At 59.0% G+C, this 23,292-nt stretch carries 16 protein-coding genes; 2 read left to right on the top strand and 14 right to left on the bottom strand.

Annotation, left to right across the window (positions count from 1 at the left end):
* Positions 1-65: 65 nt before the first annotated feature.
* The 11 genes from OXR04_RS00900 to OXR04_RS00950 all read right to left on the bottom strand — a co-directional run bounded on the left by OXR04_RS00900 (position 66) and on the right by OXR04_RS00950 (position 17,474).
* On the bottom strand, positions 66-1,349 hold the full coding sequence (locus OXR04_RS00900; protein WP_058956697.1) for an MFS transporter: 1,284 nt from the start codon (positions 1,347-1,349) through the stop codon (positions 66-68).
* A gap of 80 nt (positions 1,350-1,429) precedes the next feature.
* A complete protein-coding gene (locus OXR04_RS00905) occupies positions 1,430-2,440 on the bottom strand; it encodes a Zn-dependent oxidoreductase (protein WP_267371630.1) in 1,011 nt (336 codons plus the stop codon).
* 10 nt (positions 2,441-2,450) lie between these two features.
* A complete protein-coding gene (manD, locus tag OXR04_RS00910) occupies positions 2,451-3,665 on the bottom strand; it encodes a D-mannonate dehydratase ManD (protein WP_009089214.1) in 1,215 nt (404 codons plus the stop codon).
* Between the two features lie 203 nt (positions 3,666-3,868).
* Complete coding sequence (gene yegS, locus OXR04_RS00915) at positions 3,869-4,768, bottom strand: lipid kinase YegS (RefSeq protein WP_267371627.1); 900 nt, start codon at positions 4,766-4,768, stop codon at positions 3,869-3,871.
* Positions 4,769-4,990: 222 nt separating this feature from the next.
* A complete protein-coding gene (gene yegQ, locus OXR04_RS00920) occupies positions 4,991-6,370 on the bottom strand; it encodes a tRNA 5-hydroxyuridine modification protein YegQ (RefSeq protein ID WP_267371624.1) in 1,380 nt (459 codons plus the stop codon).
* A 123-nt stretch (positions 6,371-6,493) separates the two neighbouring features.
* Positions 6,494-7,201, bottom strand: coding sequence for a two-component system response regulator BaeR (gene baeR, locus OXR04_RS00925; RefSeq protein WP_009089220.1), 708 nt, complete (start codon positions 7,199-7,201; stop codon positions 6,494-6,496).
* A 6-nt stretch (positions 7,202-7,207) separates the two neighbouring features.
* A complete protein-coding gene (gene baeS, locus OXR04_RS00930) occupies positions 7,208-8,593 on the bottom strand; it encodes a two-component system sensor histidine kinase BaeS (RefSeq protein ID WP_058956693.1) in 1,386 nt (461 codons plus the stop codon).
* Positions 8,590-9,996: an MFS transporter gene (locus OXR04_RS00935; protein ID WP_046102204.1), complete on the bottom strand. Its 1,407-nt coding sequence runs from the start codon at positions 9,994-9,996 to the stop codon at positions 8,590-8,592. Before OXR04_RS00935 ends, baeS begins: the two co-directional genes overlap by 4 nt.
* Positions 9,997-10,048: 52 nt before the next feature.
* Positions 10,049-13,123 carry a multidrug efflux RND transporter permease subunit MdtC gene (gene mdtC / locus OXR04_RS00940; RefSeq protein WP_267371618.1) on the bottom strand — a complete coding sequence of 1,025 codons (3,075 nt, stop codon included), beginning with the start codon at positions 13,121-13,123 and terminating at the stop codon, positions 10,049-10,051.
* Entirely contained in the window at positions 13,120-16,242 is a 3,123-nt protein-coding gene (locus tag OXR04_RS00945; protein WP_267371616.1) for an MdtB/MuxB family multidrug efflux RND transporter permease subunit, read from the bottom strand. Before OXR04_RS00945 ends, mdtC begins: the two co-directional genes overlap by 4 nt.
* Entirely contained in the window at positions 16,242-17,474 is a 1,233-nt protein-coding gene (locus OXR04_RS00950; protein ID WP_267371614.1) for an MdtA/MuxA family multidrug efflux RND transporter periplasmic adaptor subunit, read from the bottom strand. Before OXR04_RS00950 ends, OXR04_RS00945 begins: the two co-directional genes overlap by 1 nt.
* Before the next feature lie 240 nt (positions 17,475-17,714).
* Here OXR04_RS00950 and OXR04_RS00955 point away from each other — a divergent pair, with 240 nt between their 5' ends.
* Entirely contained in the window at positions 17,715-18,674 is a 960-nt protein-coding gene (locus OXR04_RS00955; protein WP_267371611.1) for an aldo/keto reductase, read from the top strand.
* Between the two features lie 208 nt (positions 18,675-18,882).
* Positions 18,883-20,226 (top strand): carbohydrate porin, encoded by a 1,344-nt coding sequence (locus OXR04_RS00960; protein ID WP_167428794.1) that lies wholly within the window; start codon positions 18,883-18,885, stop codon positions 20,224-20,226.
* A 164-nt stretch (positions 20,227-20,390) separates the two neighbouring features.
* On the opposite strand, the gene OXR04_RS00965 is transcribed toward OXR04_RS00960, so the two are convergent.
* From OXR04_RS00965 to yegD, 3 genes are all read right to left on the bottom strand, one after another.
* A complete protein-coding gene (locus OXR04_RS00965) occupies positions 20,391-20,822 on the bottom strand; it encodes a hypothetical protein (protein WP_267371607.1) in 432 nt (143 codons plus the stop codon).
* On the bottom strand, positions 20,819-21,523 hold the full coding sequence (locus OXR04_RS00970) for a hypothetical protein (protein ID WP_140029038.1): 705 nt from the start codon (positions 21,521-21,523) through the stop codon (positions 20,819-20,821). Before OXR04_RS00970 ends, OXR04_RS00965 begins: the two co-directional genes overlap by 4 nt.
* 377 nt (positions 21,524-21,900) lie before the next feature.
* A complete protein-coding gene (yegD, locus tag OXR04_RS00975) occupies positions 21,901-23,253 on the bottom strand; it encodes a molecular chaperone (protein WP_111208251.1) in 1,353 nt (450 codons plus the stop codon).
* Positions 23,254-23,292 lie beyond the last annotated feature (39 nt).

Raw genomic sequence — 23,292 nt, forward strand, 5'->3', positions numbered from 1 at the left:
AATCCGTCCTTTTGAAAAGCGGGGCGCTCAGCGCCCCAGTCAGCGTTCTGTTAGCGGAACAACACTCAGACCGAAACCGGTTTGTCCTGGGTTTTCGGACTGCGAATCACAAACAAGACCAGGAAGGCGCCCAGCGCGGCGACACAACCGGCCAGCACGAAGGCGCTGTCGAATTTGCCGGTGTGCTGAACAATAAAGCCGGTGACAATCGGCCCGATGATGCCGGAGAGGCTGCCTGTCAGATGGATGAAGCCGCTGATGCTGCCGATGCGACTCTTATGTACCACATCCTGAATGATGGCCCAGTAGATCGCGCCGGTGATGTAGAGAAAGAAAATCGATACCGACATCATAATCACGGCAGGCACGACCTCTTTTATCGTACCCGCCAGCGCCACGCAAATTGCTGCGGCCAGCAGTGAGACCACCAGCACAATTTTGCGTGACAACAACAGCTTGCCGGTGATGTTAAAGATTTTATCGGAGATCCAGCCGCCCAGCGCCAGGCCGACGAAACCGACGATCCACGGGATCATGGTGGTGATACTCATCGATTTAATATCCAGGCCGTGTGCCTGCACCAGATAGGCCGGGAACCAGCTCAGGAAGAAGAACAGGATGTAGTTGTAGCAGAAGAAGGCAAACGCCGTGACCAGGATAATCGGCTGGCGCAGGTAGTAACCAAACGGATGAGCCGTTTCTGACAGGTCAACCTCATCGTTCGGACTGGTCGCCTTGAGGCGTTCGATCAGCAGCCGCTCTTCTTCAGTGACGCGCTTGCTCTTCGCCGGATTGTCCGCCGCGAAGAAGAGCCAGAATGTCATCCAGACCAGCCCGATGCAGCAGACAATCACAAACGCCGGGCGCCAGCCGTAAGCCAGGGCCAGATAGCCAATAATCGGACCGGCGACGGCACCGCCCAGCGGCGACCCGGCACTCAGTAAGCCCATGGCCGTTGCGGCCTGTTTTTTCGGGAACCAGCCGTTAATCGCTTTGTTAGCCGAGGAGCAGATGGGGCCTTCTGCCATGCCGAACAGCACGCGCAGGATCAGCAGCGACCAGAAGCCGGTGGCCAGCGCGGTCATACCGCAGAAGATGGACCACGCGGCCACCGCTACGGCCAGCACGATCTTAGGGCCAAAGCGGTCGGTGGCGAGGCCGCCGACAAAGTTGAACAGGGCATAGCCAAAGAAAAAGCTGCCGAAAATCATGCCGAACTGCTCTGCATTGATCGCCAGATCTTTTTCAACCAGCGGAACCGTCAGGGAGAGCGCGACACGATCGAGGTAATTGATCATGTAAACCAGAAACAGCAGTAAAACGAGGGTCCAGCGCAGATTCTTGAACATAAAAACTCCGTGATCTGTTTTCTCTTTTTAAGTGTGCCAGCGCGAACGCTGGCTCAGGACACCTGGTGTTCAGCAACGCATTACCCCATCTGCAGGATCACTTTGCAGCAGGTGCGCGGATCTTTTTCGAACAGGGTCATCGCGCGCTCAATCTCCTGCAGGGGGAAAGTGTGTGTGACCAGTTTTTCTGGCTGGATTAACCCTTTTTCTATCCAGTCGATCACCTGCGGAAAGCGGTTGCTGTTCAGACGTGAGGTAAACAGCGACAGCTCTTTACTGGTCAGGCTCTGCTGGGTCAGGCTGCAGGGTTCACCGGAGAAGCCGAGCAGGCCGATACGCGCCGCCGGTGAGGCGAGGGCGACGGCTTCCGCCAGAATGGCGGGATGGCAGGCCGCATCAATAATCAGCGTGGGCTGCACGCCCTCCAGCTGCGCTGCCAGCGGGATCGCGCTGTTGTCGAACAGCTGGTCGGCACCACTCTGTTCAGCCAGCGCCAGACGTTCCGGCAGCCGATCCACCACCATTACCTTTTTCACCTCATAGACGCCTTTCAGCACCTGAATCGCGGTCAGCCCCATCGGGCCAGCACCATAGATCAGCGCCACGTCGTCCGGCTGCGGCCTGAGAAAGGCCGTGATATTGGCCGCGATGGTAAACGGCTCGACCAGACTGGCGAGCTGGTCGGGAATGGTGTCCGGCAGGCGCCAGGCATTGTTTGCCGGCGTCAGCGCATACTCACTGAAGCCGCCGTCACGATGCACGCCCGTCACCTGCAGCGTGGTGCAGACGTTGGGGCGGCCCACCGAGCAGGGATAGCAGCTGCCGCAGCTCACCACCGGATCGACGGCAACGCGTTCCCCCAGACGGGCAGTATCAACACCGTCACCGACCGCATCGATCACGCCGAAAAATTCATGACCAATCACCCGTGGATATTTCGCAAAGGGATTATGGCCGTGCCAGATATGCACATCTGAGCCGCAGATGCTGGCATAGGCCACCTTCACCCGGACTTCCCCTGGCGCAGGCTGCGGCAGGGGACGTTCAGCGACGACCAGCCTGCCCGGTTCTTCAATCACAACGCTTTTCATAACGGTCTCCTTACCAGTTCCAGAGGGTGCCATCTTCAAGACGGGCGACCGGCAGATAGGCGGGTTCATAGGGATATTTCGCCGCCAGTTTTTCGTTGAAGTCGATGCCGAGGCCCGGCTTGTCGCCAGGATGCATATAGCCCTGGTCAAAGGTCCAGCTGGCGTCAAACAGCTCCATCATCTGCTCAGAGAAGCCCATATACTCCTGCACGCCGAAATTGGGCACCCAGAGGTCGAAGTGCAGCGCCGCGGCCATGCAGATCGGGGAGAGGTCAGAGGGCCCGTGTGAGCCGGTGCGCACCTGATAGAGCGACGCAAAATCAGCGATACGCCGCATGCCGGTAATGCCGCCCGCGTGGGTAATGGTCGTGCGTATATAGTCGATCAGTTGCTCTTCAATCAGCTGCTTACAATCCCAGATGCTGTTGAACACTTCGCCCACCGCAATCGGTGTGACGGTGTGCTGGCGAATCAGGCGGAAGCATTCCTGATTCTCAGCCGGCGTCGGATCTTCCATCCAGAACAGACGATAATCTTCCACGCTTTTGCCAAAGCGCGCCGCTTCAATCGGCGTCAGACGATGATGCATGTCATGCAGCAGATGCTCATCGAAACCGAACTTATCGCGGATCGCGGCGAACAGTTTCGGGGTGAAATCGAGGTATTTTTCCGTTGACCAGAGCTGCTCTTCCGGCCAGTTACCTTTGGTCGCCGGTTCATAGGCCAGTCCTTTCCCTTTCGCCATGCCGTAGGTGGTCTTCATGCCCGGCACGCCGCACTGGGCGCGAATCGCCTTAAAGCCCAGCTCTTTGTGCTTCGCGTAATCATCCATCACTTCATCGATGGAGTGACCGGTGGTGTGGCAATAGACCATCACGCCGGTGCGGGAGGCGCCACCCAGCAGCTGATAAACCGGCATGTTGGCCGCTTTGCCTTTGATATCCCACAGCGCCATATCGACCGCCGAGATCGCAGACATGGTGACCGGGCCACGACGCCAGTAGGCCCCTTTGTAGAAGTATTGCCAGATGTCTTCGATCTGATGCGCATCGCGGCCGATCAGCTGCGGGCAGACATGATCTTTCAGGTAGGAGGCGACCGGCAGTTCCCGGCCATTGAGGGTTGCATCACCAATGCCGGTCAGACCCTGATCGGTGGTGATTTTGACGGTGACAAAGTTTCTGCCTGCGCAGGTTACAAATACTTCTGCCTTTACAATCTTCATCCTGTTTGCCTTGAGTCAGCCTTCGATGATGAAAACGTACGCGCATTAATACTACCATACAAGTTAAAAGGGCAGAGTTGTGAAGCCAGTCACATGCTGATTTTATCGCCAGAAAAAGCGTTAGAAAACAGGGGTGTATGTTAATAAAGGTAACATCAGGAGGGGCGGCAGAAACAAAAAAAGGGGGCGCAGCCCCCTCAGCATCAGGAGAGTAAGGCACACTGCGGAGGCAGACGGCAGCTCAGCGCGCCTGCCATAACCTCAATCACAAATTCGCGTCCGGAGAGCGGTTCACCATCCAGGTTAAAGGTCATCTCATGAGGCGATCGGATCGTCAGTGATTCCAGCTGCGTGGTGACGATGCCGGGATTGTCATCATCGCCGGTAAGAGAATGGAACAGGGTCGGCAGCAGCTCCTGCGCGGTGACGATGCTGACATCAAGCCGCCCGTCGTCAATCAGGGCAGAGGGACACAGTCGCTGTCCGCCGCCTGCCTGACGCCCGTTTCCGATGCCGATCACCAGCGCATCACCCTGCCAGGCAAAATCGGGACCGCTGATCTCACAGGTGTCGGGTTTCAGCGTGTCCATGCGCATCAGGCCGTGAATAAAGTAGGAGACACCCCCCAGCGCCGATTTCAGCTTTTCCGGGGTTTCTGTGGTGATCCGGGTGCCGAAGCCGCCAGTCGCCATATTAATGAAGTAGTGACTCTGGTTGACCCGGGCCAGATCGATGGCACTCGCTTTGCCCTGAATCGCCAGCCGCAGTGCCGGCTCCATCTCTTCCGGGATACCGACGCTGGTGGCAAAGTCGTTGGCGGTGCCCAGCGGCAGAATGCCCAGCACCGGGCGATGTTCCGCTTCCGAAGCCGCCAGCGCCGTCGCAACTTCGTTGATGGTGCCATCGCCGCCACCGGCAACGACGGTAGCAGCCTGCAGCTGGATCGCCTCTTTGACATAGCGATCGCCGTCGCCTTTCTCAAAGGTGACGCGCACCGCAATCTCAAAGCCTTCTTCCCGCAGGGTCGTGATAGCATCGCGCAGATCGTCATTACCGGCGCCTTTCCCATTCAGGATGAGCAGCGTAAGCGGTTTATTGTCCATTGTGCGTTCCTTGATGATCTACAGAGTAGGAGGGGGAAGGTATAACACAGCTTCCAGCACCAGATTATTGGCGAAAGCATGAAAAAAGAAAACCCGCACGGGGGAGCCGGGCGGGTAAATGAGGTGGTTCCTGGTAAATCTGCCGTTTGTTGTTACTCGTTAGCAGCAGGCGGGACTATAAAGCAGCCCGGCGCAGGGGTCTGTGATCCTGTTCTGATTTCATCAATTTGTTTCCGTTGGTAAACGATTATGAGGGGCCCGGGTATCTTCGCCGTGATAGAAGTTACGCAGCAGCAGCGCAAAGCGCAGATCCACCGCCTCAGGCACCCGCAGCCAGACGCGATGACCGTCGCCGGGGGCCACGTCGGCGGGTTCGCCACGGCTGTCCTGCAGCGCATCGAGCTGGCACTGCAGGTTGCCGTCGGGCGTCATGATCTCCACGCTGTCGTGCAGCATGAACTTATTTTTTACCGCCACTTCGGCCCATTCGCCCCGGCGTTCGCCGGTAAACTCGCCCACAAACTGCTGACGATCGGAGACGGAAAAGCCCTGCTCATAGTTCTGGTAGCTGTCGTGAGTGTGACGACGCAGAAAGCCTTCGGTATAGCCGCGATGTGCCAGACCCTCCAGGGTGAGCAGCAGTGACGCATCAAAGGGTTTTCCCGCGGCGGCATCGTCAATCGCGCGGCGATACACCTGGGCGGTGCGCGCGCAGTAGTAGTAGGACTTGGTGCGCCCCTCAATCTTCAGCGAATGGACGCCCATCTCGCTGAGCCGCTCCACATGTGCCACCGCACGCAGATCCCGCGAGTTCATGATATAGGTGCCATGCTCATCTTCGAACGCGCTCATCACTTCGCCGGGTTTCATCTTCTCTTCCAGCAGGAACACCTTGTCGGTCGGCTGACCGATGCCCAGCGCTGGCGTCACCTCCTGCACCGTCACCGGCTGGTGGATGCCGACAATGTTGCCCACCTCATCCTGCTGGCCTTCCGCCACTTTGTATTCCCAGCGGCAGGCGTTGGTGCAGGTGCCCTGGTTCGGATCGCGTTTGTTCATATAGCCGGAGAGCAGGCAGCGACCGGAATAGGCCATACAGAGCGCACCATGAACAAAGACTTCCAGCTCCATCTCCGGCACCTGCTGACGGATTTCGGCGATCTCCTCCAGCGACAGCTCGCGCGACAGGATCACCCGGCTCAGCCCCATCTGCTGCCAGAACTTCACCGTGGCCCAGTTGACCGCATTGGCCTGCACCGAGAGGTGGATCGGCATCGCCGGGAAGGCCTCCCGCACCAGCATAATCAGACCCGGATCGGACATAATCAGCGCATCAGGCTGCATCGCCACCACCGGCGTTAAGTCACGAATAAAGGTTTTCAGCTTGGCGTTGTGCGGCGCGATGTTGACCACCACGTAGAATTTTTTGCCCAGCGCGTGCGCTTCGTTGATGCCCAGCGCGAGATTTTCGTGGGTAAATTCATTATTACGCACCCGCAGGCTGTAGCGCGGCTGACCGGCATAGACGGCATCGGCACCATAGGCGAAGGCGTAACGCATGTTTTTCAGCGTCCCGGCGGGGGAGAGCAGTTCAGGTTTCATGGGGTTCTCACTGATGTCAGGTCAGTATGCCGCCAGAGGCGGCAGAGGCAGGGCCGTGAAGCCCTGCAAAAGGTGCGGAATTGTAGGCAGTGAGAAAAGGGAAGTAAATTGATCGGGATCAAACTAGATCAAATGACAGGCATCCGCTTCCCAGCGATAGCCCATGCCGTAGACGGCACGGATAAAGGGTTGCTCGCTGTCGAGATTCTCCAGCTTGCGCCGCAGATTCTTGATATGGCTGTCGATGGTGCGATCGGTTACCACGCGGTAATCATCATAGAGATGGTTGAGCAGTTGCTCGCGCGAAAAGACCTTGCCCGGTTCCAGCGACAGGGTTTTCAGCAGACGAAACTCGGCCGGGGTTAAATCGAGCGGCTTATCACGCCAGCTGGCCGAGAAGCGGCTCTCATCGACTCTGAGCAGCGAACTGCTCTGCGGCTCTTCCGCCGAACGTTTTACCCGGCGCAGAATGGTCTTAACCCGCGCGACAACTTCCCGCGGGCTGAAGGGTTTGCAGATATAGTCATCGGCACCCAGCTCCAGCCCCAGCAGCCGATCGATCTCCTCGGTGCGGGCGGTGACCATAATAATCGGCAGTTCCGAATGACGGCGGATTTCCCGGCACAGCGTTAAACCGTCGGTGCCGGGCAGCATCAGGTCCAGCAGCATCAGATCGGGTGGGGTCTGGCGCACATAATCCAGCACGCCGTTGCCGTCGGCGATGTGATGGGTGCGGTAATTGGAGGCGTGCAGATAGTCGATCATCAGCTGCGCCAGTTTGGGCTCATCTTCGACCACCAGAATCAGCGGGTCGTGGTTTTCCAGGCTCATAAGCGTCTACGCAAGGGGAACATAGCGCAAGTGTAGCGCGATTTTCAGTCCACCTAAATCAGAGTGCGACGCAGAGATATCGCCGCCGTGCGCGTCGGCAATGTTCTTACAGATGGCGAGACCGAGTCCCGATCCGCCGCTGGCCCGATTACGGGAGCCTTCGGTGCGGAAGAAACGTTCAAAAATCTGCGCCTGATGTTCCCGATCCACGCCCGGCGCGCTGTCATCAAACTCTACCCGCCAGTGCGGAGCCTGATACTTCAGCGTCACCTCAACCCGGCCACCGCTGTCGGTGTAGCGCAGGCTGTTCTCCAGCAGGTTAGTGAAGAGCTGCATCAGGCGATCGGGATCGCCGAAGAAGGGAGCATCATCGGGCAGGTTCAGCTTTAACGTCAGGCCATGCGCGCGGTAGCGTTCGGCAAAGCTGCCCGCCGTGACTTCCAGCAGTTGTACCAGGTCGGTCGCCTGTTTGCGGTAGGCCAGGGCGCCCTCATCCGACAGCGACAGCTGATGCAGGTCATCCACCAGCTTGGTCAGCACCACCACTTCACTCTGCAGCGAAGCGATCGCTTCCGGCGTCAGTTTGCGCACGCCATCCTGCATCGCTTCCAGTTCACCGCGCAGAATGGCCAGCGGCGTGCGTAACTCATGGGAGATATCCGCCATAAAGGCGCGGCGCATGCTTTCGTTTTTCTCCAGCGAGCTGGCGAGAAGGTTAAAGTCACCGGCCAGCTGGCCCAGTTCGTCCCGGCTGCTGACTTCGACGCGGGTGGCAAAGTTGCCCGCGGCCAGATGATGGGTGCCGTCGACCAGCCGTTTGACCGGGGCCAGCAGCCCGCGCGCCATCAGCCAGGTGGCCAGCGCCGCCAGCAGCGTCGAGAGGCCAACGATAATCCAGCTGGTGCGGCGCTGCTGCTGATCGAAGTTAATGTCGGTGCTGCGCGTCAGCCGCTCCGGCGGTGAGCCGATAACCCAGCCGACCACCTTACCGTTGCTGGTGGTGATGTTGCGTCGCGTGCCCTCGGGCGGCACCGGCGTGGGCGGCCCGACCAGCACCCTGTACTGCTGGTCGAGGATCCAGAACTGGGTGCGCCAGCCATGCGGCGGCAGCTGACTGTTGCCCGGATTCTGCTCCAGCGAACGCAGCATGGTGAACACCAGGCGGTCGTTGTGGCGCAGAAAATCCCAGTTGCCGTGCTGCTCATACTGATCGGCCAGCGCATCGCCGAGCAGGCTCAGGCGCTGCTGATTGCCGCGCTTGATATAGTCGACGAAGCCATGCTCAAAGCTGAGGCGGACTCCCCAGTGCATGGTAATCAGTACCAGCATGCAGGTGGCGAAAATCGCCATAAACAGTTTGGCCCCGATACCCAGGCGCAGGTTAACTCTCATTGTTTTCTCCGGCGTCGCAAATCGACGTTGCTGCTCACCTGCGGCGGAACGCGCCAGAAGATCAGCGCGGGCAGGATAATAATCAGTGACATGCACAGGTAGGTGTAAATAAACATCTGATGTTCTGCTGCGCTGTTGGCTGCGCCCTCCTGAGCAAAGGCGCCCAGCAGCAGCCCGGCGACGGTGACGCCAATACTCATCGACAGCTGCATAATCATCGACAGCAGGCTGTTTCCGCTCGACGCCAGCGTGTCCGGCAGCTCTTTCAGCGTCAGCGTGTTCATCGAGGAGAAGCGAATGGCGTTGACCATGCCCTGCAGAAACAGCACCAGCGGCAGCAGCCAGACCCAGCCCAGGATCGCCACCAGCGGAAACAGCAGCACCACCAGCGCCAGCGCCACGGTCGACATCACCAGCACGTTGCGATAGCCATAGCGATTAACGATGCGCACCACAATACGCTTCATCCCCATGTTGCCCAGAACCATCGGGATCATCATCAGACCGGCGTGGAACGGGCTGTAGCCCATGCCGAGCTGCAGGAAGATGGGCGTCATAAAGGGCAGCATGCCGCTGCCGATACGGCCGGTAAAACTGCCCAGCAGGCCGATAGCGTAGAGGCGGTTATCAAACAGCTTCAGGCTGAACAGCGCGTTATCATTGCCGCGTGCGTGCATCAGGTAGAACAGCAGCGAGAACAGGCCCGCGAGGATCATCGCACCCAGCAGCAGGGCGGAGCCGCCGCTGCTGCGCTGACCGTCCAGCGCCAGCGTCAGGGTCGCCATACCGGCGGCCAGCAGAAAAAAACCGGCAAAATCGAAGCGGCGGGTCTGCATGCTGTAGTTGGGCATCAGCATCAGGGTGGCAATCGCGCCGGCGATGCCGACCGGGATATTGATCAGGAAGATCCAGTGCCAGCTGGCATATTCGACCAGCACCCCGCCCAGCGCCGGGCCCAGCAGCGGGCCAATCTGGCCGGGCAGGGTGACAAAGGTCATGGCGGCCATATACTGCTCACGCGGAACGATTTTCATCACCGTCAGTCGCCCCACCGGCACCATCATGGCACCACCAATCCCCTGAACCACCCGCGCCAGCACCAGCTGATCCAGCGTGCCGGAGAGGGCACACAGCAGCGATCCCAGACTGAACAGCAGGATCGCGCTGAAGAAGATGTTGCGCACGCCAAAGCGATCCGCCAGCCAGCCGCTGACCGGCAGCATCACCGCCACGGTGAGGACGTAATAGACGATCACCGCATGCATGTGCAGCGGGCTGACGCCCAGATCGTGCGCCATCGCCGGAATAGCCGTATTCACGATGGTGGTGTCCAGCGTCTGCATAAAAAAGCCGATGGCGACAATCCACAACTGCCAGCGGACGTTCGTGCTTTGCGTACTCATCCCTTCCCCCGATTCAGATGGTTTGCCCGGTGCCCTGCCGCAGCCTCAGGCGTTACGTCTGCGGTGCGGCTGACCGCGACCGCTTTCTGCGCCGCAGCTTATCCATCATCAGGTAGATCACTGGCGTGGTGTAAAGCGTCAGTAACTGACTCATCACCAGACCCCCTGCAATGGTAATCCCCAGCGGCTGACGCAGTTCCGCCCCGTCGCCACTGGATAACACCAGCGGCAGCGCGCCAAACAGCGCCGCCAGTGTGGTCATCATGATCGGCCGGAAGCGCAGCAGACACGCCTGGAAAATGGCATCCCGTGCGCTGAGCTGGCCGTTGCGCTCAGCTTCCAGCGCAAAATCGACCATCATGATGGCGTTCTTTTTCACGATACCGATCAGCAGCAGAATACCAATCAGGGCAATCAGGCTGAAGGGCGTATCAAACAGTTCCAGCGCCAGCAGCGCGCCCACGCCCGCCGAAGGCAGTGTGGAAAGGATCGTCAGCGGATGCACATAGCTCTCATAGAGGATCCCCAGCACGATATAGACCGCGGCAATCGCCGCCAGCATCAGCCACAGCTGGCTGCTTTGCGACTGCTGAAACACCTGTGCCGTGCCGGCAAAGCTGCCGCGTACGCTGGAAGGCACGCCCAGCGCGGTCATGGTGCGCTCAATCGCGTCAGAGGCCTGTGACAGCGAAACCCCTTCCGGCAGATTGAACGAAATGGTCGAGGCGGCCGACAGCCCTTCATGGTTCACCGACAGCGGGGCATTGGCGGGCTGCCAGTGGGCGAACCACGACAGCGGAATCGCTTTGCCTTCGCTGTTTATCACAAACATCTGTGACAGGGCGCTGATATCCTGGGTATAGCGCGGATCCACCTCCATCACCACTTTGTACTGGTTAAGCGGCTGGTAGATGGTGGAGATCTGCCGCTGGCCAAAGGCGTTATTTAACAGCGCATTGGCTTCGGAGACATCGATGCCCAGACGGGCCATGCTTTCTCGATCGTAGGTCAGCGCCATCTCGCTGCCTTTATCCTGCTGATCGGAGTTCACATCCGCCAGCTGCGGCAGGGCAGAGAACGCCTGACGGATTTTTGGCTCCCAGGTGCGCAGCGCATTGAGATCGTCCGACAGCAGCGAATACTGGTATCCGGCGTTCGACTCCCGGCCGCCGACGCGCAGATCCTGCACCGCATTCAGATAGAGGCTGGCACCCGGCTCTTTCGCCAGCTTGTCGCGCAGCCGGGCGATAATCGCCTGGGCGTTCTCTTTCCGCTCAGAGAGCGGTTTCAGGGAGATAAACATGGAGCCGCTGTTGGTGCGCATGCCGCCGGTAAAGCCCACCACGCTGTCCACCGCCGGGTCGGCTCCGACGATCTCCATGAAATCCTGCAGCTTACTGCGCATCGCCTGAAACGAGATGCTCTGGTCGGCGGAGATAAACCCGGCGAGTCGACCGGTATCCTGTTCCGGCATAAAGGTTTTCGGGATTGAGACAAACAGCCAGCCGGTCAGGGCAATCGTGGCGAAAAAGAGCAGCAGCACCCAGCGCGCATGGTTCAGCACCACGCTAAGCGATCGGCCATAGCCCTGCTGGATCGCCATCAGCAGCCGACCTGCACCGCGCCGGCGCGGCTGGCTGCGTGGCGCGTGAGGCTTCAGCAGATACGCGCACATCATCGGCGTCAGGGTGATCGAAATAACCAGCGAGATGGCGATCGCCACCGACAGGGTAATGGCAAATTCAGAGAAGAACCGGCCAATCAGCCCGCCGATCATCAGCAGCGGCAGGAAAACCGCAATCAGCGACAGGCTCATTGACAGCACGGTAAAGCCCACTTCGCGCACGCCCTTCAGCGCGGCGGCCAGCGGTTTCATACCCGCTTCTACATGGCGGGCGATGTTCTCCAGCACCACGATCGCATCGTCCACCACAAAGCCGGTGGCTATGGTCAGCGCCATCAGCGACAGGTTGTTGAGGCTGAAGCCGCACAGGTACATGGCCGCGAAGGTGCCAATCAGCGAGACCGGCACGGCGATGGCGGGGATCAGCGTGGCGCGTCCGGAGCGCAGGAACACGAACACCACCAGAATCACCAGCCCGACGGCGATTAACAGCGACTGCTCCACTTCATGCAGCGAAGCGCGGATGGTAGGGGAGCGATCCTGGGCAATCTGCAGGTCGATGGCGGCCGGGATCACCTCATGCAGCAGCGGCATCTCGGCACGGATGCGGTCAACCGTCTCAATGACGTTCGCGTCAGGGGTTTTGCGGATCAGTAACAGCACGGCCGGTTTACCGCGTGACATCCCGGCGTTGCGTACGTCCTGAACCGAATCTTCCACGGTCGCCACATCAGACAGCTTCACCGCCGCGCCGTTTTTATAATGCACGATTAGCGGCTGATACTCGCGGGCGGTCTGCAGCGCGTCATTGGTGCGCAACTGCCAGCGCTGCTGTGAATCATCCACTGCGCCCTGCGGGCGGCGCTGGTTGGCGTCGGAAATGGCGGTGCGCACCGCATCCAGCGAGACCCCCTGATTAAACAGCGCCTGCGGATTCAGCGCCACGCGCACGGCGGGCAGCGAACTGCCCCCCACGGTAACGTCGCCGACCCCCTGAATCTGTGACAGCTTCTGCGCCAGCTGCGTCGAGGCATAATCGTAGAGCTGGCCCGGATTGTAGGTATCCGAGGTCAGCGTCATGATCATAATCGGCGCATCAGAGGGGTTCACTTTGCGGTAAGTCGGACGTGAGGGCATGCCGGTCGGCAGCAGGCTTTGCGCCGCGTTGAGCGCAGCCTGCACGTCGCGCGCGGCACCGTTGATGTCGCGATCGAAATCGAACACCAGAATGATGCGGGTACTGCCCAGCGAGCTCATCGAGGTCATTTCACTGACGCCCGCGATACGTCCCAGCGACCGCTCCAGCGGCGTGGCGACCGACGACGCCATGATCTCGGGTGAGGCCCCCGGCAGCGAGCCGGAGATGACGATCACCGGAAAATCGACCTGCGGCAGCGGGGCAACCGGCAGCAGCCGGAACCCCAGAATTCCGGCCAGCGCGATGGCCAGCGTCAGCAGGGTGGTGGCGACGGGCCGGTGAATAAACAGGGCAAAGAACTTCACTCTGCGGCCTCCGTGCGGCCGAAGCGGCGGCGGGTGGCGTGCGCCAGGCGATCAAACAGCAGGTAGATCACCGGCGTAGTAAACAGGGTCAGCACCTGACTCAGAATCAGGCCGCCGACCATCGCAATCCCCAGCGGATGACGCAGTTCCGCGCCGACGCCGGTGCTGAGCATCAGCGGCAGCGCACCCAGCAGGGCCGCCAGCGTGGTCATCAGAATCGGACGGAAGCGCAGCAGTGAGGCCTGATAGATGGCGTCATAGGGTTTCATCCCCTGTTCACGTTCGGCCGCCAGCGCAAAGTCGATCATCATGATGGCATTCTTTTTCACAATACCGATCAGCAGGATGATGCCGATGATCGCCACAATATCCAGCTCGTTACCGCTGAGCATCAGTGCCAGCAGCGCGCCGACACCGGCCGTGGGCAAGGTGGAGAGGATGGTGATGGGGTGGATAAAGCTCTCATAGAGCACGCCCAGTACGATATACATCGCGACAATCGCCGCCACAATCAGCCAGACGGTGCTGCTCAGCGCCGCTTCGAACGCCAGGGTGCTGCCCTGGAACTGGGTCATCATCTCCGCCGGCATCCCCAGCTCCGCTTCAGCCTGTGACACCGCTTTCACCGCATCTTCCAGCGAGTAGCCGTCAGCGACGTTGAAGGAGAAGGTCGCCGAAGGAAACTGGTCGAGATGGCTGATGCTGAGGGGCGCATGGCGCTGTTCGATGCGGGCGATGGCGCTCAGCGGCACGCTGCCGCCGTCGGTGCTGTTCAGGCGAATCGCGTCCAGGCTCTGCAGGCCCGGCGTGGCGTGATTGTCCTGCTCCAGCACCACGCGATACTGATTGGCCTGGGTGTAGATGGTGGAGATCAGCCGCTGGCCGAAGGCGTTATAGAGCGCATTATCGACATCCGCCATGCTGATGCCGAGGCGGCTGGCGCTGTCACGATCGACATTGACGTAGGCTTCCAGCCCCTGATCCTGCCAGTCGCTGCTGACATCGTGCAGCTGCGGCAGGGTTCTGAGCCGGTTCAGCAGGGCGGGCACCCAGGTGCTGAGCGACGACAGGGAACCCGACTGCAGCGTGAACTGATAGGGGGTGCGGCTCGCCTGCGTATCGATAGTGAGATCCTGCACCGCCTGCAGCCACAGCTGGACGCCCGGCAGCTGACTGACCTGCTGTTGCAGGCGCTGCTCGATTTCAGGAATGCGGTCGTCGCGCTCATCCAGCGGTTTCAGGTTGATCTGCAGCCGCGCGCTGTTCAGCGAGGCGTTGGTGCCATCCACGCCGACAAAGGAGGTCAGGCTCTGCACCGCCGGATCTTTCATGATGACCGAGGCGACGTCGCGGGTGCGCTGCGCCATGCTGGCGTAGGAAACGGACTGGGGAGCCTGCAGCGTACCCTGAATAATGCTGTTGTCCTGCTGCGGGAAGAAGCCTTTGGGAATGACCATCCAGAGCACCAGGGTCAGAACCAGCGTGCCCAGCGCCACCGACAGCGTCAGCCAGGGATGATTCAGCACCCGGCTCAGGCCGCGACCGTAAACGGCCACGATGCGGTCAAACATCGCTTCACTGGCCCGGGAGAAACGGTTCTGTTTACGCAGCGACTCTGCGCTCAGCATTCTGGCGCACATCATCGGCGTCAGCGTCAGCGAGACCACGGCAGAAATCAGAATCGCCACCGCCAGCGTCACGGCAAATTCGCGGAACAGGCGGCCAATCACATCCCCCATAAACAGCAGCGGGATAAGCACCGCAATCAGCGAGAAGGTGAGGGAGATGATGGTGAAGCCGATCTCGCCAGCCCCTTTCAGCGCAGCGGTGAGCGGCTTTTCTCCTTTCTCGATATAGCGTGAGATGTTCTCAATCACCACGATGGCATCGTCGACCACAAAGCCGGTGGCGATGGTCAGCGCCATCAGCGTGAGGTTGTTGATCGAAAAACCGAGGAAATACATCGCGGCAAAGGTGCCGATCAGCGACAGCGGCACGGCGACTGCCGGGATCAGGGTGGCCGGCACATTGCGCAGAAAGAGGTAGATAATCATCACCACCAGCGCCATCGCCAGCATCAGCTCATGCTGTGTGTCACTGACCGACGCGCGGATATTGGTGGTGCGGTCGGTGAGCAGTTTCACCTCCACCGATTTTGGCAGCGTCGCCGTCAGCGCTGGCAGCATGGCGCGAATGCTGTCGGCGGTGGCGATGATATTGGCTCCGGGCTGACGCTGAACGTTGAGCACAATCGCCGCATCGCGGTTGGCCCACGCACCCAGCCAGCTGTTTTCCGCGCCCTGTTCGATGGTCGCCACGTCGCCAAGCCGCACCGGTGCGCCATTTTTATAGCTGATAATCAGCTGGCGGTAATCCTCAGCAGATTTCATCTGGTCATTGGCTGACAGGGTGACTGAGCGGGTCGGGCCATCCAGGCTCCCTTTGGCGGAGTTGACGTTGGCATTGCTGATTGCGGTGCGCACGCTTTCGCTGGTCAGACCCAGCGCCGCCAGCGCTTGGGCATTCATTTTTACCCGCACGGCCGGACGCTGACCGCCCGACAGGGTGACGAGGCCGACGCCGCTGACCTGAGAAATCTTCTGCGCCACCCGCGTTTCCACCATGTCCTGAACCTGCGTCAGCGGCATGCTGCTGGTGGTGACCGCCAGCGTCATAATCGGCGGATCGGCCGGGTTCACTTTGCTGTAGACCGGTGGATTAGGCAGATCGTTGGGCAGCAGGTTGGTGGCGGAGTTAATGGCGGCCTGCACCTCCTGCTCCGCCACATCCAGCGGCAGCGACAGCTGGAACTGCAGGGTCACAACCGAGGCGCCCCCTGCGCTTTGCGACGCCATCTGTTTCAGGCCGGACATCTGGCCAAACTGGCGCTCCAGCGGGGCGGTAATGGAAGAGGTGACCACATCCGGGCTGGCGCCCGGATAGAGGGTGACCACCTGGATGGTCGGATAGTCTACTTCTGGCAGGGCCGACACCGGCAGGAAGCGATAACCCAGCACCCCGGCCAGTAAAATCGCAATCATCAACAGCGTGGTGGCAACCGGACGCAGAATAAACTGCCGTGACGGCCCGCCACTGTGATCGGGAGGCATGACCTGCATTACTCACGCTCTCCTTTTGACGGCAGGGTGGCCCGGCTGCTGCCCGGTGCACTGCTCTGGGCGGTCACGACCTCGACTTTCGCACCTTCAGTCAGGCGATCCAGACCATCGGTGACGACACGCTCACCCGCTTCCAGACCGGCGCTGACCACCACCTTCTGGCTGTCCTGCAGCCCGGCCATCACGCTTTTCTTACTGACCTTGTTGTCGCTGTTGACCACCCAGACAAAGTGGCCCTCGTTGCCCATCTGCAGCGCGGCAGGCGGGATCACAATCGCATCCTGCAGGGTGTTGACCTTGAGGCGCACATTGACGAACTGGTTGGGGAAGAGCGTGTCATCCTGATTGTCAAAACGCGCTTTGATTTTGATGGTGCCGGTGGTGACATCAATCTGATTGTCCAGGCTCAGCAGCTTACCGCTGGCAATCAGATTCTGGTTACTGCGATCCCAGGCTTCCACCAGCAGTGGCTCACCGCTTTTCTGCGCTTTCAGAATCGGCGTGATGCTGTTTTCTGCCAGGGTAAAGACCACATCGATCGGCTGCGTCTGGGTGATGATCACAATGCCGTTGGTGTCGCCGCTGGTCACGTAGTTGCCGACATCCACCTGTTTCAGACCCACCCGGCCGGCAATGGGTGCGGTGATCCGACTGTAAGTGAGGTTAAGCTGCGCACTGGCGACACTGCCCTCATCGGCTTTCAGCGTACCGAGCGTTTCGCTGACCAGCGAGCGCTGGGTATCCAGATCCTGTTGCGACACCAGCGACGTTTTCGCCAGCTTTTCATAGCGTGCCAGGTCCCGGCGGGCGTTAGCCAGCGTCGCCTGATCTTTCGCCAGCTGGCCCTGCGCCTGGGTGAGGGCTACCTGATAAGGCCGCGGATCGACTTCCGCCAGCAACTCGCCCGCTTTGACCTGCTGACCTTCGGTAAAATGGATCGCCAGCAGATCGCCATTCACCCGGCTGCGCACCGTGGCGGTATTGGCGGCGGTGACGGTGCCGAGACCGCTCAGATATTGCGGCACGCTCTGGCGGGTCGCTGTAGCGGCCTGAACCGGTGCCAGCGAACGGCGTGCGCCGTCATCGCCACCCTTACCGCGTGGGGCTGGCGAGCTACTCTGGCTGCTCTGCGGCTCAGCGGGGCGCTGCCAGACGTAATAGCCGCCAGCGGCCACGGCGATCAGGGCCAGCACGATCAGGGTTTTTTTCATAACAGGATGTCGGGTGCTCATGATTGTTGATGCTCTCCAGCAGTGACGTAGTCCCAGGCGCAGGCATCAAAGGGGGAGCCTGCAAACGACAGAGTGTAGTCGCCTCTGACAGGCAGAAATTGAAGGAATTAAGGATATCTGTCAGGACGGCGTAATTATGCCTGTTCTTTCATTAATCGCAGCACAATCGTCATTAAGCCATGAAAATCCCTTTGCTATGCTGAGATAAAGACCCTTTATCAGGCAAATAAGGAGCAGAGGATGAGTCAGAATCAAACCCGGCAGTTAGGTGACAGTGGTATCGCGGTGCCGTTACTGACGTTTGGCGGCAATGTATTTGGCTGGACGGTAGATCAGCCGACATCCTTTTCGCTGCTGGATGCGCTGGTGGAGAAAGGACTCTGGTTTATCGACACCGCCGACGTCTATTCCCGCTGGGCACCGGGCAACAAAGGGGGAGAATCGGAAACCATTATTGGTGAGTGGCTGAAAAAAAACGGTAAACGTGACCAGATCGTACTGGCGACCAAGGTCGGCATGGAGCTGTCACCCGAGAAAACCGGGCTGAAGCCGCAATATATTCGCCAGGCGGTCGAAGATTCACTGCGCCGGTTACAGACTGACTATATCGATCTTTATCAGGCGCATCGCGACGACCAGGATACGCCGCTGGCCGAGACCCTGAGTGCCTTCGACAGCCTGATCCGGGAAGGGAAAGTGCGCGCCATCGGAGCCTCTAACTACAGTGCGGCGCGGCTTGAGGAGGCACTGCAGGTAAGTGAGAGCCAGGGGCTGGCGCGCTATGAGACCTTACAACCTGAATATAACCTCTATGACCGTCAGCCCTATGAATCGGAGCTTGAGCCGGTGGTCATGGCACAGGGTCTGGGCGTCATCAACTACTACTCGCTGGCGAGCGGTTTTCTCAGTGGCAAATACCGTGATGCGGCTGATGCCGGAAAAAGCGCACGGGGGCAGGGCGTGGTAGAGAAATACCTCAATCCGCGCGGATTGCGGATTCTCGACGCGCTGGATGCTATCAGCGAGGCGCATCAGGTGACGCCGACGCAGGTCGCACTCGCCTGGCAGATTGCCCGTCCCGGGATTACCGCGCCGATCGTCAGCGCCACCTCGCTTCAGCAGATTGACGACCTGGTGGGGGCGACACAGCTGACCCTGACCCCAGAGCAGATTGCACAGCTGGACGAGGCCAGCCGCTGATTCAGGGGGCGCTAGCGCCCCTTTATCGATTACGCCTGTCAAAAAATGCGCATTCTGCCCGCAGAATAACCATTCAGCGATCCCGATCACAAATGCGTTAATAAACTGATGTTTCAGGAAATTATGCGCACGTATTTACAAAAACTGAAGCTTATCCAGCACTATCCTCTGCGCGTCACTTCCTGTCACTCACATAAGAAAACGCACCATGAAAAACAGACAAGCAGAGCACGCTTTTCCGCTGCGCCGTGTGGCAACCGGCACCCTGATCCTGGCTATTCTCTCCGCGCCCGCTATGGCGGCTGACGCTCTGAGCCCGGATTCCGAATGGATGTTTGGTGACTGGGACGGTTACCGAACGCAGCTGCAGGACGAAGGGATTAAGTTTGACGTTAACTACACCATGGAAAGTGCCGCCAATCTGGGTGGCGGCGCAGATACCAACACCACCATGCGCTACAGCGATCAGTGGACGTTTGGCACCAACTTCGACCTGGAAAAACTGCTGAACTGGCAGGATGCAGAGTTTCAGATGACCGTCACTAACCGCGACGGACAGAATCTCTCTGAGCAGGTGGCGGATAAACGCACCGGTATGCTCTCATCGGTTCAGGAGGTGTACGGTCGCGGTCAGACCTGGCGGCTGACGCAGTTCTGGTTGCGCAAAGGGCTGTTCAACGATGTGGTTGATCTGAAAGCCGGGCGGGTCACCGTGGGCGAGGACTTCGATAACTTCGACGGCAACCTGTTCCAGAACCTGGCGCTGGGCAGCGGCCAGGCGGGTAACTGGCGTGGCGACCGCTGGTTCAACTGGCCGGTCTCGCAGTGGGGCGGTCGGGTAAAAATCAATATGACGCCTGAGCTGTTCTTCCAGGTGGGTTTCTACAACCAGAACCGCGCCAACTACGATCGCGGCGATGGCTTCCGGCTGGATACCAGCAACTCTGAAGGCAATCTGGTGCCGGTCGAACTGGGCTGGAAACCGACGTTCGGGCCGGAGAAATTACCGGGTAACTACCGCATCGGCTACTACTACTCGTCAGTGGATGGGGATGTTTATGGCAGCTGGCGCAACGGCGGCTATCAGGATCAGGCTCACGCCTATGGCGGCTATCTGCTGTTACAACAGCAGCTGACCGCGCAGGATGGCGATGTGAATCGTGGTCTGGGCGTGCGGGTGCAGGCTGTGATGAACGATCACAAGACCTCGAAAACCGACAACTACCAGTCTGTCGCCTTGACCTGGACCGGTCCGTTTGATGCCCGTCCGCAGGATGAGATTGGCGTAGGCGCATCACGCATTCATGTGAACAGCGACTATACCCGCTCACTGCGTCAGCAGAATCAGGCTAATGGTGAGAGCCGCTTTGACAGCCCGACCTATCTGCCGATTCAGGAAGGGTCAGAGTACAACTATGAGGTTTACTACAACGCCAAAGTGACGAACTGGATGTCACTGCGGCCTAACCTGCAGTATGTCGTAGCACCGGGTGCGGTGAGTGAAGTCAAAGATGCCTTTATCGGCGGTATCAGCGCCAATATTGCCTTCTGATCCACTGCTCAGGCCTTATCCGGAAGGGCGATTTGGACGGGGATAGCGATCTGAGGCGGTGAGCACAGGCCATACGCAAAATCCCTATAGCGGACAGATTTATGGCGGGCCATTCCCGGTCCGCCATACCTTGCTACAGGCGTCAGTTTTTATCTTCTGACGTTTTACTCATTATGTCCGCGTCGATAGAGTTCAACACTCACCAGGTTTAACTCAGCCAGACTGTAAAATGAAACAACGTCCTGATTTTGTGAGGATCGCCAGCATTCAGCTTTGGTCTGGCACTGCTTTTGTTTTTCATATCCTCTGGAGAGCAGATAGTCACGGATTCTGCTGGTATCGGTTGTACCCTTAAACTGAAGACCATAAACAAAAGCCTGTGGACCACTGATATTGCTGTAGCTGAATTCGTAATTGTCAGAAAGGCGAGGCATCTCTTTCAGTAAATCGGGCGTGTAATAGTTGTACTGGCGCTTATCCTGCTGGGAATAATGAGCGCTACTGGCAAAAGCCATCCTTACATAGGGCCATCCCATCGCCACCACAACCATCCCCATGACAAGGACGCTCATCAGAACGGCGCTGCCTCTTCTCATAATCCCATCCTGCTTTCAACTGAGCCTAAAATCATGAATGTTTTATCGTGCCGGGGCAAAATGACGTTTCCAGACAAAAAATCGTGATAGGGAATCACCGTGCGCATGAAGGCGGGAAGCACTCCCCTCCGGGGAGATGAATGAGGAAATTTCTCCGGGTCCGGGAACAACAAGGGCCTGAAGGTCTCATTTTTCCAGCGACCGATGTTACCGTAGTAATCCCAGCGTTTCAGCGCTTCATTTTTACTCACCGGACGTAGCATTTCAAAGGGGTTTTGGATCGACACGACACGATAAAAACCCAGCAGGTCTGAGACCAGGTCTTCGCCACTAAAACCGCTGTCAGTAACAAGGTGATAGGGAAACGCGCTCTGAAAATCCTCGAATTTTCGAGCTATGCTCATCATCATCGCCAGCGCGATACTTTTTTGCTCCCAGCCAGGCCGGCCATGTCGGATCTGCCAGGTGGTCATCTTTCCTGATCGAAACTGGCCCCGGATTCCGCTCATGCCCTGCGAATATCTGACCTCATAATAGTGCTTTCCTGAGGACTCACCCTGCGTGATTAACCTCAACAGCTCCCGAATATCTGTACCCTGCGCGTGGCCTAGATCGACCCAGCCCAGCACTTCGGTATAAACCAGCCCCCTGTTTGCATAAGGTGCCTGAGCGCCTTCAATAATGTCTGACCGATTACTCATCCTGAGTCTCTCCATACGTTATCTATTTATAGCGGTCTGATGTTCTCTGACACGGGATCGCCGGACCACTGTGAAGGAGAGGGAGCGTTCGCTGTGAACACACAGCTCCAGCAATAGTGGCTTAACAGGTAAAACGAAGCGACCTTACAGATAAACGCTTCCTGTGACAGGCTAAACGACGTTGCAATAGCGTGTCCGTGTGGCAGATCGCTGAAAACAGAAATGAGGGTTCCTGCCGTAAGAGAGCGTCCGGTTCAGGCTTTTCCCTGAACGGCGCGGGCAGAGCAATGGATCTGTGGTAATGAGCCAGTGGGGGCAGCGTTACCCGCAAAAAAAACGGCACCCTCAGGTGCCGTTTTTAGTATTACAGTGCCAGCCTAGCGGAACAACACTTCTGCCCAGCGGGCCAGACCGGCCGTGACCGAGGCGAAATCATCGCCACCGGCAATCGGCGTGTCGGGCAGCGTCTGCTGCAGCGCCGCGCGCAGCAGAGGCGAACGCGCACTGCCGCCGGTCAGGTAAATGACATCAGGCTTAATCTGGCTGGTGGCTAAGGCGAGCTGCACCTGCTCAAGAATTTTCTCCAGCGGCTGACTGATCGCCTCCTGCAGCTGACCCACGCTCACGTCTGTCTGCAGCGCGGCGGCCACGAAGTCGAGTGAGGCGGTATGCACCGGGGCGTCTGACAGCGCAATCTTGCTCTCTTCCGCCGCGCGCACTAAACGGTAACTCAGCTTCTGCTGCCACACTTTCAGCAGACGCGCCACGATGTCACCCTGTTCTGCGTCACGCACTAAATCCCGCAGCCATTTCCCACAGGCGGCGCTGTAAAAGTCGCTCTGCGCCGGCACATCATTGATGGCAATCGCGTTCCACCACGGCAGCGCGGGCAGGGCGGTGCCCTTCTGAGTGTTGCCGCCCAGACCCAGCAGCGGCATCAGCGTCTTAAAGGCCAGCATGATATCCAGATCGTTACCCCCGACGCGACAGCCACTGTGGCCCAGCAGGCTTTCACGACGGTCGGCTCTGTTGCGCCATTGTGGGCCCATCAGCAACATCGAGCAGTCGGTGGTGCCGCCGCCGATATCCACCACCAGTACCCGCGTCTCCTGCTGCAGGGTCGCTTCGAAATCGAGTCCGGCGGCGACGGGTTCAAACTGAAACTCAACGTCACGGAATCCGGCGCGGTGGGCGGCACGCAGCAGGATACCCTCTGCCTGCTGGTTCGACTCATCGCTGCCCAGCCCCTGGAAGTTGACAGGGCGACCGATCACCGCCTGATCGAGGGTCTGCCCGAGCTGGCTTTCACCCTGCTGGCGGATGTGCAGCATCATGGCGCAGACCAGATCTTCAAACAGGGCGATCTGCTGTGGCTTCAGGCCACTGGCACCCAGAAAGGATTTGGGGGATTTAACGAACCAGACATCTTCGGGATCGACCATGTAGTGCTGCAGGGCGGTCAGACCAAATTGCACGCTGCCGGGCTGAACCTCAATATCCTCTTCGCGGTTGTAACGCAGCGCGCGCTGCAGCAGCGCGGTGGTTTCACTGTCAGGGGTTGCCACCTGATGATGGCGATAGAGCCATTCGCTGACCGACTCGCGGGTCGGTGCACAGATCATTGACGGCAGCAGACGCTGACCATTTTCCAGCGTTAACAAACGCGGCGAGCCATTTTCGCTCACTGCAATGGAGCAGTTAGCCGTGCCGTAATCGAATCCTATGAACATTTTCGCCCCCATGCCGGAAAAAAGGGGGCGACTTTAGCG

The sequence above is a fragment of the Pantoea sp. GM_Pan_3 genome, assembly GCF_026541045.1.
Taxonomy (GTDB): domain Bacteria; phylum Pseudomonadota; class Gammaproteobacteria; order Enterobacterales; family Enterobacteriaceae; genus Pantoea; species Pantoea anthophila.

What these genes read in the sequence shown, in the direction of transcription:
- OXR04_RS00900 (WP_058956697.1), bottom strand. Translation starts at nt 1,349, where the DNA reads ATGTTCAAGAATCTGCGCTGGACCCTCGTTTTACTGCTGTTTCTGGTT.
- OXR04_RS00905 (WP_267371630.1), bottom strand. Translation starts at nt 2,440, where the DNA reads ATGAAAAGCGTTGTGATTGAAGAACCGGGCAGGCTGGTCGTCGCTGAA.
- manD (WP_009089214.1), bottom strand. Translation starts at nt 3,665, where the DNA reads ATGAAGATTGTAAAGGCAGAAGTATTTGTAACCTGCGCAGGCAGAAAC.
- yegS (WP_267371627.1), bottom strand. Translation starts at nt 4,768, where the DNA reads ATGGACAATAAACCGCTTACGCTGCTCATCCTGAATGGGAAAGGCGCC.
- yegQ (WP_267371624.1), bottom strand. Translation starts at nt 6,370, where the DNA reads ATGAAACCTGAACTGCTCTCCCCCGCCGGGACGCTGAAAAACATGCGT.
- baeR (WP_009089220.1), bottom strand. Translation starts at nt 7,201, where the DNA reads ATGAGCCTGGAAAACCACGACCCGCTGATTCTGGTGGTCGAAGATGAG.
- baeS (WP_058956693.1), bottom strand. Translation starts at nt 8,593, where the DNA reads ATGAGAGTTAACCTGCGCCTGGGTATCGGGGCCAAACTGTTTATGGCG.
- OXR04_RS00935 (WP_046102204.1), bottom strand. Translation starts at nt 9,996, where the DNA reads ATGAGTACGCAAAGCACGAACGTCCGCTGGCAGTTGTGGATTGTCGCC.
- OXR04_RS00945 (WP_267371616.1), bottom strand. Translation starts at nt 16,242, where the DNA reads ATGCAGGTCATGCCTCCCGATCACAGTGGCGGGCCGTCACGGCAGTTT.
- OXR04_RS00950 (WP_267371614.1), bottom strand. Translation starts at nt 17,474, where the DNA reads ATGAGCACCCGACATCCTGTTATGAAAAAAACCCTGATCGTGCTGGCC.
- OXR04_RS00955 (WP_267371611.1), top strand. Translation starts at nt 17,715, where the DNA reads ATGAGTCAGAATCAAACCCGGCAGTTAGGTGACAGTGGTATCGCGGTG.
- OXR04_RS00960 (WP_167428794.1), top strand. Translation starts at nt 18,883, where the DNA reads ATGAAAAACAGACAAGCAGAGCACGCTTTTCCGCTGCGCCGTGTGGCA.
- OXR04_RS00965 (WP_267371607.1), bottom strand. Translation starts at nt 20,822, where the DNA reads ATGAGAAGAGGCAGCGCCGTTCTGATGAGCGTCCTTGTCATGGGGATG.
- OXR04_RS00970 (WP_140029038.1), bottom strand. Translation starts at nt 21,523, where the DNA reads ATGAGTAATCGGTCAGACATTATTGAAGGCGCTCAGGCACCTTATGCA.
- yegD (WP_111208251.1), bottom strand. Translation starts at nt 23,253, where the DNA reads ATGTTCATAGGATTCGATTACGGCACGGCTAACTGCTCCATTGCAGTG.